The 10529-nt window shown below is 66.0% G+C and carries 8 protein-coding genes; 1 reads left to right on the forward strand and 7 read right to left on the reverse strand.

Going from position 1 to position 10529, the window contains the following annotated elements; all coding sequences use genetic code 11:
* Positions 1-41 precede the first annotated feature (41 nt).
* Positions 42-1868 (reverse strand): SEL1-like repeat protein, encoded by a 1827-nt coding sequence (locus ABEA24_RS46830; protein ID WP_345441518.1) that lies wholly within the window; start codon positions 1866-1868, stop codon positions 42-44.
* A 1155-nt stretch (positions 1869-3023) separates the two neighbouring features.
* The gene (locus tag ABEA24_RS46835; protein ID WP_345441521.1) at positions 3024-3149 is read right to left on the reverse strand and encodes a hypothetical protein; all 126 of its coding nucleotides are present in this window, start codon (positions 3147-3149) and stop codon (positions 3024-3026) included.
* Between the two features lie 153 nt (positions 3150-3302).
* Here ABEA24_RS46835 and ABEA24_RS46840 point away from each other — a divergent pair, with 153 nt between their 5' ends.
* Positions 3303-6305, forward strand: a complete 3003-nt coding sequence (locus tag ABEA24_RS46840) for a hypothetical protein (RefSeq protein ID WP_345441524.1) — start codon at positions 3303-3305, stop codon at positions 6303-6305.
* 58 nt (positions 6306-6363) lie between these two features.
* On the opposite strand, the gene ABEA24_RS46845 is transcribed toward ABEA24_RS46840, so the two are convergent.
* Genes ABEA24_RS46845 through ABEA24_RS46865 form a run of 5 tightly spaced genes read right to left on the reverse strand, consistent with a single transcriptional unit; the run spans position 6364 to position 10234 of the window.
* Positions 6364-6786, reverse strand: coding sequence for a gamma-glutamylcyclotransferase family protein (locus tag ABEA24_RS46845; RefSeq protein ID WP_345441527.1), 423 nt, complete (start codon positions 6784-6786; stop codon positions 6364-6366).
* Complete coding sequence (locus ABEA24_RS46850; protein WP_345441530.1) at positions 6740-7921, reverse strand: hypothetical protein; 1182 nt, start codon at positions 7919-7921, stop codon at positions 6740-6742. The genes ABEA24_RS46845 and ABEA24_RS46850 overlap by 47 nt, the downstream gene beginning before the upstream one ends.
* Positions 7908-8522, reverse strand: a complete 615-nt coding sequence (locus ABEA24_RS46855; protein ID WP_345441533.1) for a cytidine/deoxycytidylate deaminase family protein — start codon at positions 8520-8522, stop codon at positions 7908-7910. The genes ABEA24_RS46850 and ABEA24_RS46855 overlap by 14 nt, the downstream gene beginning before the upstream one ends.
* Positions 8523-9206, reverse strand: coding sequence for a RibD family protein (locus tag ABEA24_RS46860; protein ID WP_345441536.1), 684 nt, complete (start codon positions 9204-9206; stop codon positions 8523-8525). It abuts the gene before it with no gap.
* On the reverse strand, positions 9203-10234 hold the full coding sequence (locus ABEA24_RS46865; protein ID WP_345441539.1) for a tetratricopeptide repeat protein: 1032 nt from the start codon (positions 10232-10234) through the stop codon (positions 9203-9205). The genes ABEA24_RS46860 and ABEA24_RS46865 overlap by 4 nt, the downstream gene beginning before the upstream one ends.
* Between the last annotated feature and the right edge of the window lie 295 nt (positions 10235-10529).

The following is a 10529-nucleotide window of genomic DNA, read 5'->3' on the forward strand; positions in this document are numbered from 1 at the left end:
CGATGGCGAGACGTTGGTCCGCGGCTGTGGTGTAGAAGTTGTCAACGGTTGCCGTCGTTGCCGTGTGTTCCGCCGGCGCGGCGGTGCCACTGTTCGGCCTCGTCGGCTCGCCCGCTTTCGGCTAGCAGGAGTCCTAGGGCGGTCATGGCGTTGGTGTTGTCGGCTTCGGCAGCACGACGAAGCCAGATCTCGCCCTCGTCGGCTCGCCCGAGTTTCTCTAGCAGGAGTCCCAGGCCCGTCATGGCGTTGGTGTCGTCGGCTTCGGCGGCGCGACGGAACCAAGTTTCGGCCTCGTCGGCCCGCCCGATCTCGTCCAGCACGAGTCCCAGGCCGATCATGGCGTTGGTGCTGTCGGCTTCGGCAGCACGACGAAGCCAGATCTCGGCCTCGTCGGCCCGCCCGATCTCGGCTAGCAAGAGTCCCAGGGGGGTCATGGCGTCGGTGTCGTCGGCTTCGGCAGCACGACGGAGCCAGATCTCGCCCTCGCCAGCCCGCCCGAGTTTCTCTAGCAAGAGTCCCAGGTTGGTCATGGCGTTGGTGCTGTCGGCTTCGGCAGCACGACAGAGCCAGATCTCGGCCTCGTCGAATCGCCCGAGTTCCTCCAACAAAAGTCCCAAGTTGGTCATGGCCTGGGTACTGTCGGCTTCGGCAGCACGACGAAGCCAGATCTCGGCCTCGCCAGCCCGCCCGAGTTTCTCTAGCAAGAGTCCCAGGTCGGTCATGGCGTTGGTGCTATCGGCTTCGGCAGCACGACGAAGCCAGATCTCGCCCTCGTCAGCCCGCCCGAGTTCGTCCAACAAGCGTCCCAAGTTGGTCATGGCGTTGGTGCTATCGGCTTCGGCAGCACGACGAAGCCAGATCTCGGCCTCGTCGAATCGCCTGAGCTGGCCCAGCAGAAGTCCCAAGCCGTACATAGCGTCCGTGTCGCTGGTGTCGGCGGCGCGACGGAACGCTTGTTCACTGATGTTGAGGAGACTGGCCTTATAAGCAATAGCACCGATAGCCTTAATTACTTTCATTGGCGCATGACTGGCGAGGTCGCTCCACACCGGACCCGGAATATTGTTTAGACTGGCTGTACGCTGCGCATGGTCAATCAAATAGTCAAAAGGCTTGAAGGTGTTGTCTCCGGCGGAATCAATGCATCCACTTGCTCCCTTGACTAGTTGAGTGGCCCACGCGAGAGCATCGTCAAAGCTTGGCCGGTCGCGCCGATGGTGCTCACGGTCGGAAAGATAGTGAAAGTGAAGCCGCTCAAGTAGGGCGCGCGATATAGGGGTCAAGTGTCCGACCCTACGGGCATCTACGGCGGCACTGATTATCGCTCCGGCGGTTAGGTTTTCGCCACGTTTAGCTGATTCCCAGCGCTCCAGCGCGGCAGGGCCGGCCGCGATGTATTCGGCGAAGCCCGCTCCAGTGGTTTGATCGAGGGCACCGGCGATCCGATCGTCATAACGAAATGCCTCGGCTCTTTCACGTTCGGGACCGGTGAGATCACGCTCAAGTGCAACGACGCGGGCTCGGCGCATCACTTCCTCAACGGCACGGGCGGTGCTGATTTCTAGACCGGCGCCGCTCAGCTCCTGCCGAGCCTCAGACCGCAAGGTTGCTACGACTAGTACATCATGTACGCCCGGCGGACACAGCGCATCGAGCACAGCCCCGTCCAGCCCGCCACTGACGAGGAACCGCTCCACATCGTCAAGCCAAATCACCGCCCTGCGGATCACTACACCCGCCTTGGTGATCTCTCGCAGCGAGGTTGCTTCGGCGGGGACAATCAGCCACCGTTTGGGTGCGTAGGCATGAATCGTTTCGAACGCCAACCGCGACTTTCCCGCCGCTGACGCCCCTTCGATGATCACCATCCCCTGGGCCTTGAATGTGGCGGAAAGTCGCGCCTGTGCGTCTCGCTGAACATAGGGCGGCACCTGGGCTGCCCCTCCCTCACCCGTAGCGGCCGGATGCACCCCCAACCTCAACGGGTCTTCACAATCTCGGACGCGCTGAATACGTCCTCTGCGGTCATGTACTCGAGTGGACGCCAGTAACACACTCTGCCGACGACCTGGCCGCTCAATCCATTCTGCAGCGATCTTCTTGAATGGGTCGGCCATCAACCCCACCAAGAAAGCCCCGCCCGCAACCGCGGCAGCCACCCATGTCGGAAGCTTCGAAACCTTCGCCAAGGCAGCAGCCGTCACCGCCACGGCAACAATGAGAGCGAGCACCACCCCTGAGGCGACCCGACGCCATACACCCATCTACACTCCGGAAATCTGGATCGATGCGTCTACTTCATCATGCCAACCCTGCAAAGAGCAGGTTCTCAATCAAACTGACATGTAGTACCCCTGATGCCGTGTCCGGGGAACCGGAGGCGAAGGAAAGCCCTATTGCCCGAGGACAAGCCGACCCGGACCGCAGGGCCGGCCACGGCCCGAGGACCGGAAGCGGCGCGTCAGCCGATCGCCCCGACCCCGCACCGCGGCCAGCCACCCACCGCGATCGTCACGGCCCTAGCCGGGGCCCCCGTCCCGCCCTATTCGGGATGACGCCGGAAAGATCCGGTCATCTGCCGGGCGGCTGTCCTAACGGATTCGGCGCTTCCATGTGGCGAGGCGGTCGACCGGTTCGGGCCGGGATCGGCCCGTAGAGGCCGCATGCCCGGCCCGAGGGCCGGTCGGCCGCCGGCGACCCGGCGCAGCCGGGGCGCCCTTGAAGACGTAGAGAAAGTTCTCATCCGGCATGCCTGGCCGTTTTTGTCGTGTCCCGGTAGATGCTTGTCACTTAGTCCCAGCAGATGTTTGACGGGTGCCCGTTCGGCTTGGCTACAGCCGTACAGCGCCACTTCGACCGTTGACGCTGCGAGGCGTGCACCGTTCCCCGACGTTACGGTCGCGCGGCTGACGAGTCCGTAGAACAAGTTCCCTGGTCCTTGTAGGCAGTCGCTGACCCTGCCCGGTGAGCGGGTGGTGGGCCGGCCAATGACGGTTGTGTGTTCGACAGGCCCGCCGTTGGCGTTAGTGGGTGTAGTGATCCAGCAGCCAAGTGGCGATCGCGTGGGTGGCTCCGGCGATGGTGCCGCGCAGGACGGCGGCGGCCAGTTGGAGTCGTTCGGTGCGGGTCAGGCCAGAGGTGGACCTCATCGCATGCCTCTTTCATCGGTGGTGGGCTAGTGGTGTGCTGGCCGGCTCGGATCCACCCTGTGACCGCCCGGGAGCCCGGTTTTGAGTTGCGATGAGTGCGCCGCTACACGTGTGTATGGGCATTTCAACCCGGTGGCGTGATGATGGTGCGCGATGAGTGGCGACAGCAAGGGCGGGCCGGTGCGGCGGCCGCGGATGATCGAGCGGCCTCGGGTGTCGCCCGGGCCGCTGGCAGATCTCAAGGCACTGGTGTATGAGCTGTATCTAGAGGCTGGCGCGCCCAGTCTGGATGAGATCACCGTCTGGGTCGCCCAGGACGATGGGCTGCCAGGAGCTCCGGAGCGAGACACGATCCACCGGATCATCCGGGACACTGGGCTGCCACCCTCACAAGCCGATGTGGTCGCGGTGGTGACCGCGCTGGCCCGTGCCGCCCGGTGGGATCGTGATGATGCGGCTGAGCGGGCCCGGAATTTTTGGGTCGCGGCCCGGATGGACTCGTCTGTGGGGGTACCGATCACCCAGGTAATTGATCCGTTCGCCTTGGAGGTGCATCGACCGATCACCCTGCACCAGGCGGGGAGGCTGCCGACTCTGCCGATGTATGTGCAGCGGGCTCATGACGATCGGCTGGCTGAGGTGATCGTCCGGGCCACCGGTGGGGTCAGTGCAATGGCGGTGCTGGTGGCCGGGTCCTCGGCGGGCAAGACCCGCGCCTGCTGGGAAGCCTTGGAGCCGTTGCGCCAGGCTGGCGGGTGGCGGCTGTGGCATCCGTATGATCCAACCCGGCCACAGGCGGCACTGGAGGCGCTGGATCGGGTGCGGCCACGCACGGTCGTGTGGCTGAACGAGACCCAGGAATACCTGAGGGCCGACGGTGACGGTGAGCGGGTCGCGGCCAAGCTGCGCAGCCTGCTCGCTGACCCCGCCCGGGCGCCGGTGCTGGTCCTGGGCACCTTGTGGCCAGAACACTACGGGGCCTTGACTCAGCTCCCCGGGTCCCAGGTGCGGCTGGTGCTGGAGGGTACGGTGATCGAGGTGCCGGATGCCTTCGCCGGCAGCGACCTGGCCGCTCTGAAACAGGCCGCTAGGACCGACGCGCGGCTGGCCTTGGCGGCTGAGCACGCAGATGACGGTCAGATCACCCAGTACCTGGCTGGCGGGCCGGAACTAATCGACCGTTTCCGCGCCGCCCCGCTGGCGGCCAAGGCGCTCATCTGGGCGGCGATAGACGCCCGTCGCTTGGGACATCGGAACGCTCTGCCGCATGCGCTGTTGGAGGAGGCTGCACAGGCATATCTGACTGACGCCCAGTGGGACAGGCTGGATGAGGACTGGCTGGAACAAGCCCTGGCCTACGCCTCCCGACCGTGCAAGGGGGCCCAGGGACCGATCACACGGATCCGCCCCCGCTCTGGTCATGCCCGCACGCGCTCCGGCCGCCGGAGGTCGCTCGCTGGAAGGGGAGGCAGTGAGGTGGTGTACCGGCTGGCCGACTACCTCGACCAGTACGGTCGCGTGGACCGTGCCGGTCAGACACCCCCAGCCGGCTTCTGGCCAGCGGCCGCCGCCCACGCGAATCCCGCTGACCTTCGGGCACTTGGCGACGCCGCCTGGGATCGCGGCCTGTACCGTGATTCCGCGCAGCTTTACAAGAACGCCACCGCCCACGGCGACCCGTATGCCGCATGCGCCCTCATCGACCACCTGCACGTCCTGGACTCGGCTGACCACCGCCCCGCCCACTGGGCCACCCTTCAGATCACCCTCGACGACCTGGACGCCGTACTCCAACTGCTGGACATTTTGCGGAAGGTGGGGGCGAGCGAGCAGGTCGCCACGCTGGCCGAACGGGCCGCCGCGCACGCCCCGCTCGATGATCCCCGCGTCGTTAACTTGCTTCTGCGGAATCTGCGACGGGTGGGGGCAAGCGAGCAGGTGACCGTACTACTGGCCCGCAACCCTGCCGCACACGTCTCCCTCGACAACCCGCACGCGGTGGGCTGGTTGCTGGACATTCTGCGGGAGGTGGGGAGCGAGCAGGTCGCTACGCTGGCCGAACGGGCCGCCGCACACGCCCCCCTCTACAACCCGAGCCACGTGAGCCAGTTGCTGGACAGTCTGCGGCAGGTGGGGGCGAACGAGCAGATGACCGTACTGCTAGCCCGCAGCCCCGCCGCACACGTCTCCCTCGACAACCCGCGCGGTGTAGGCGAGTTGCTGGTCACCCTGCGGGAGGCGGGGGCGAACGAGCAGATGACTGTACTGCTAGCCCGCAACCCCGCAGCACACGTCTCCCTCGACAAGCCGAGTGGTGTCGGCTGGCTGCTGGTCACTCTGCGGGAGGCGGGGGTGAACGAGCAGATGGCCGTACTGCTAGCCCGCAACCCCGCTGAACACGTCCCCCTCGACAACCCGGACGGCGTGAGCTTGCTGTTGGACAGTCTGTGGGACGTCGGGGCGAACGGACAGACCGCCACACTGGCCGAACGGGCCGCCACACACACTCCCCTCGACAACCCGAACCGCCTGGGTTGGCTGGTAGCCAGTCTGCGGCGGGCGGGAAGGAGTGACCAGGCCGCCACACTGGCCGAACGGGCCGCCACACACACCCCGCTCGACAACCCAGTCCGCGTGGGCCAACTGCTGCACAGTCTGCGGCGGGCTGGAGCAAGCGAGCATGTCACCATGCTGACTGAGCGGGCCGCCGCATATGCCCCCCTTGGCCCCCTTGACGCCCCGGAATTCTTCGGCCAGTTGCTGGACAGTCTGCGGGAAGCGGGGGCGAACGAGCAGATGACCGTACTGCTAGCCCGCAACCCCGCTGAACACGTCCCCCTCGACAACCCGCGCGGTATAAGCCAGTTGCTGGACAGTCTGCGGCAGGCGGGGGCGAACGAGCAGATGACCGTACTGCTAGCCCGCAACCCCGCTGAACACGTCCCCCTCGACAACCCGCGCGGTATAAGCCAGTTGCTGGACAGTCTGCGGCAGGCGGGGGCAAACGAGCAGGTGGCCACGCTGGCCAAGCGGTTGCCTTCTGCAGGCCGGTTCGATGTGTTCCTGGGTATCGGCGATCACGAGGCGCGGTTCCGATTCGGACGAGAGCCAGACATGACCGCCGCTCCCCCGTGGGGGTGGGAGGACTTGGAGTGAATCGGTCCCGCCTCGTGCGAGTCCAGTGCCGGTTCTGTCGTGTCCCGGTAGATGTTTGTCAGCCGGCTTGTTTCCGCTGCTCGTAGCGGCGACGCCATGCTGCGCAGCGTTCGACGTAGGTCGGGAGGTCGCGTGTCTGGAAGTCTTCGGCGGACCAGTCGTGGGCCTCGACTTCGGCTCCTGGGTTGCAGACGTATCCCCACCCGTGGCGGCCGTCGAGTAGGGCGATTCGTGTGAGGTCGTAGACGGGGTCTTCGAAGGCGTCCAGCACGCGCCATTCTTCGGCGCTGAGTCCGGTCAGGAGGAATCCGCGGGCGATGCCGTCGCCGGGGACCAGTCCGGGGTACACGCGTTCGGGGAGTGCGGCGACGCGCCATCCTTCGGCGGCTACGGGTTCGTGGTCGGGTACGCGGTCGATGAGGGCGAACAGGACGTCAGGGAATTGGAGGCTTCCGTAGACGAACAGGGCCTCCGGGTCCACCGATAGGCGGTCCTTCGGGCCAGAGGTCGGCGAGGTCGGCTGGGGTGAGTGGGTCCCGGTATGCGGCATTGAGCACCTCCCGGGACACCTTAACGTCGGCCTCGGCGAGGGCGGTGAACCAGTCGAGCCCTGCGGGGTAGGCCCACATGTACGACCGGTGGGTGGGGTCGGCTCCCCGGTCGGTCAGATCGCCGGCGATGGTCTTGTCGCTCTCCCAGGGGAGGCAGGCGCGTAGGTGGTCGGCGCATTCGATCGCCGGGGTTCCCGCGTTGAGCGCCTTATGGGCCTGGGCGAGGACGAGTTGGGTGTAGTGGCTGAGCCGCAGGCGGGCGATGAGCACCTTGTCATCGGGGAGGATGAACAGCGGCCATGCCTGGGCGAGTCCTTCGAGCATGACCTGCTGTGGGGCGTGGATGGACAGCAGGCGGACCCAGGGGACGTCTTCGTTGGCTGCTCTGGCTGCGAGGCTGGCGCTTTGCAGGCCGTGTCCGAGGACTTCGTGGAGGGCGAACTGTCGGGCTCCGGCCTGGGTGAACTCGACGTTGGGGAGGTTGAGCCGCAGGCGGACGTGTTCGCCGGCGCCGTCGAGCCAGTACGCCCAGTACGCGTCGACCTCAGTCGTCTCGATCGTCAGCGTGTAGGGGGCGGTGCTGCCGGTCGCCTCCCGTACGGCCGGTTCAAGTTCTTGCGCGGCCTGGCGGATGGCGTCGGGGGCTTCGTTCACGTCCAGCAGGCCTTCGACCTGGCGCAGGTCGGCGTTGGTGTTCGGCCCCCATCCGATGCCTAGATCAGCAAGCGCGCGGCGAGCCAGCTCAGCGCGTTCGGCGACGTAGTCGTCCGACCATCCGGCCGCCTCACATCCTTGGGTGGCACGGATGTAGTCGCTCAGTGGTGAGCGTTCACCGAGAAGGGCACCGAGATAGGCAAGATCGGCGTCCAGTCGGCTGGCCAATGGGCCTTCGGCCGACGTGCGGAGCTGAGCGAGTTGGCGATAAACGGTGAGGCTGTCGGATGCCTGCTCGGCCTTCGGGCCGGCGGGGAAGCAGTCGAAATCGATGATCGGTGAACCGCCCCGCTCGATCTCGTAGGCGTTCCAGGCGCGAAGAGTCGTCTCGATCGCATCACGCAGGCTCATGCGGGACATCCCATCGCAGTGTGAGTGCCTGGTTCGGGCGCAGGTGGTCGCGGGTCAGAGTCATCGTCGCTGAGCCGCAGTATCGGCACCGGTTCGTCTCTAGAACGCTGGCGGGTAACGATCCGGCCTTGGCATCCGGGCCGAAGAGGTGGGCGTTGATCGCGGCTGCTGCGTCGGCTAGTTCGGGGATCTCCACAACGATGATCCCGGCGGCCTTCAAGGCTTCGGCCCCATGGGCGTCCGCCACGAAGATTGGCGGTTCCCGCCATGCGATGACGACCCGCCTGATCCCCGACGCAACAATCAACTCAGCGCAGGTGCGTGACTGGGACCTGCGCCGGGTGCAAGGCTCCAGAGAGCTGTAGAGCGTGGCACCGGCCAGAGGCTCATCGTCGAGCTTGACCTTGCTCAGCGCGGACTCTTCGGCATGAAGATGCGGCTTCTCGCGGGAGAAGCCCTGAGCGATCTCGGCTCCGTGCTCGTCGACGATCACACACCCGACCGAGAACGCCGTAGCACTCGGCGGGCAGTGCTTGGCCAGGCCGATGGCGAAGGACAGCCATCCGTAGTCTTCGGTGCGGCTGGGTGGTGCCAGGGGCAACTACTTGACCTTCTCCTTGGGGAGGTAGCGCAAAAAGGCGATGTCCCCGATCGTGCGGGCTTCGGCGAGCGTCATCCGGTTGCCCGGCCCGTTGGGGAAGTCACCGGCGCCCACGAACCGCGGGGCGTCAGGGTCGCCGAGGAAGAACGGCGCGATGGCCAGGTGAATCTCATCGGCGAGGCCGGCGGTGAGGAACTGCGTGTGGATGGTTCCGCCCCCTTCGACCATGAGCCGATTGATGCCACGCTGTCCGAGGTCATCGAGCATGGCCTCAAAATCGAGACTAGCGCCGAGTCCCGCGACGTCCGCGAGGTCCCCCAGCCGTTCGCGCAGCCTGGGAACGGCCGAGTCCGGGCAGTAGATGAGCTTGTCCCCACCGTGATGCCAGAACTTCAGGTCACGGTCAAGATCGCCGTTGCGGGTGACGGTGATCTTCAACGGGTACGGCGGCAGTCCGCGTGCCTCGCGCTCGTCACGCCGCTTGGCGGAGTTCACCAGAAGGCGGGGGTTGTCCCGCCGCAGGGTCGTGGCTCCGATGAGGATGGCGTCGGACTCGGCGCGTACCTGATCGACGCGGTCGAAGTCGGCCTCGTTCGACAGCAGCAGGCGTTCGGGGCTGGTGTCGTCGATGTAGCCGTCAATGGAGGTGGCCACGCTGAGCAGGACGTAGGGGCGCGCAGTCATGTGCTGGGAGTCCAGTCCTTCTCTTGGGGGAGGGTGGTAGTGAGGTGGTCGCGGAACTCGACCACTTCGGGGACACGCTGCCATCGGCTTAGCTGAGTGTCCAGGTGGGCGAGTTCATGGACGATCCGTCCCGACTCGGTATCGGCCGCGATGGACAGGGCGGCGGTACCTGCCTTGGCGGCCTGGTCGGGCTGTCCGGCGTTGGCATGGGCGAGTGCTTCGCGGGCGAGATAGACACCACGGTCGCGGCGGAAGCCTTGGGGGACTTCCTTGATGGCCTGTTGGAAGATCTCGGTGGCGTCGTTGTGCTTGCCGAGCAGGGACAGACAGCGGGCGCGCTCGACGTCCAGGTAGGCGTTGTCCATCCATACAGCCCAGGGCGACTCTCGATCGTTGTCCAGGTTCGCCAAGATGTCGCGGGCTTCGTCGTGCATCCGGAGTACGGCGTCGCGGGAGTGCCCGCCGGCTAGTGCATGGGCGTGGGCGGCATAGGCCGCGGCGGCGGCCTTGACCCTGCTGTGTGGGGGTGCGAGTTCTAGCGCCGCCTCGGCGTAGTCGAGCGCGCTGTCCGGGTCGCGCATGTCTCCGGCCAGCTGGCTCTTGCGCGCGAGGATGTAGGCGGTCATCTCCGGGTCACCGGCAGTCTGGGACCACTCAAGGGCGCGGTCGGTCCAGTGCTGCGCCATGCGAAAGTCCCCTGCGTCATGGTGCAGCCAACTGGCGAACTCACCGTATTGGGCCTGGAGATAGAGCAGTGCGCGCCGGTCGGCTCCGCTCGCGGTGCTGCGGAGTTGCTGGATGATCCGTATCTGCTCGTGAGTGGTCGGGATGACCGGCCGTGGCCCAAGAAGGTTGTCAGACTCGACAAGAACGAGGCGGACTCGTTGTAGGTGCTCGATCGGGTGGGCGCCCTCAACTGCGCTGTCCGCGAGTCGGTGGGTTGATCGCAGTGGCCCTGGTTTCGTCCCGGCGGTGCCCGTCACGGCGGCGATGCCTCCGAGCAGGAACGTTCGGCGCGGTACGGACACCCACATGATCCTTCCGTCGATGGCGCGGCAGGGGATCAACACCCCTTCGTCGTCCGACGCTACCGACGTGTCCGAAATTGGCCCATACCCGGACGTAATACCTGTTCCGTCGCTGGACCTCGGCGGGGGCGAAGTGGTGGCAGGGATGCTGCGGGTCCGGGGCGCGAGCCCTAGGTGTACTGACCATGGAGGTTGGTGACGGCGACACGAGGTCGATGATCTTGTAATGGGTGAGGGCCTTCTGGCTCGGTGTGGATTGCGACATCTGCACCGGCGACCAGAAAGGCCCTCATGC

The organism is Actinoallomurus vinaceus, from assembly GCF_039542055.1.
In the GTDB taxonomy this organism is placed as follows: Bacteria; Actinomycetota; Actinomycetes; order Streptosporangiales; family Streptosporangiaceae; genus Actinoallomurus; species Actinoallomurus vinaceus.